Below are 457 nucleotides of genomic sequence, written 5' to 3' on the forward strand. Positions count from 1 at the left end.
GGCCCTGTCGGGCTCATTGGCCGGTCGAGCCGCCGGTGTCCCGGCGGTCCAGGGCGCGCTGGAGGGCTGCGGCGGCGTTCTTCCGGTCGGAGTCCGCCGTGGAGGAGTGGCGGACGCGGCCGACGGCACCGGTGGTGGGGGTCATGGTGATCGACTCCTTGAGATCACGGCGTGGCGGGGCCACGGATGAGGGGTTCCTTCAAGGCGCCGGAAGAGGCGGGGAGCTGTGCGCCGCAGGGGTTGCCTGCCAGGGGCGCGCGCTCTCGACCGCCATTCGCCGGATCAGCGAGACGTTCGGCTCCTACAAAGCTAGGGCAGGTCCGGCTGTATGTCTCGGCAATTACTCGGACTTCCTAGTATCTGAGACGCCGAACCGCCGAATCCGCCCCTCCGCCGGTTCCCCTTTCAGCCCTTCTGGGCCCTGAGTTCCCTGATCAGAGCCCTGACGGCGAGGGTT

At 68.9% G+C, this 457-nt stretch carries 1 protein-coding gene; it reads right to left on the bottom strand.

The features are described from left to right. Positions 1-13 precede the first annotated feature (13 nt). Complete coding sequence (locus tag G3I71_RS52520) at positions 14-145, bottom strand: hypothetical protein (RefSeq protein ID WP_275409449.1); 132 nt, start codon at positions 143-145, stop codon at positions 14-16. Positions 146-457 lie beyond the last annotated feature (312 nt).

It is taken from the genome of Streptomyces sp. SID12501 (assembly GCF_010550245.1).
GTDB lineage: Bacteria > Actinomycetota > Actinomycetes > Streptomycetales > Streptomycetaceae > Streptomyces.

Coding starts and splice junctions, on each gene's coding strand:
- G3I71_RS52520 (WP_275409449.1), bottom strand. CDS start 145: ATGACCCCCACCACCGGTGCCGTCGGCCGCGTCCGCCACTCCTCCACG.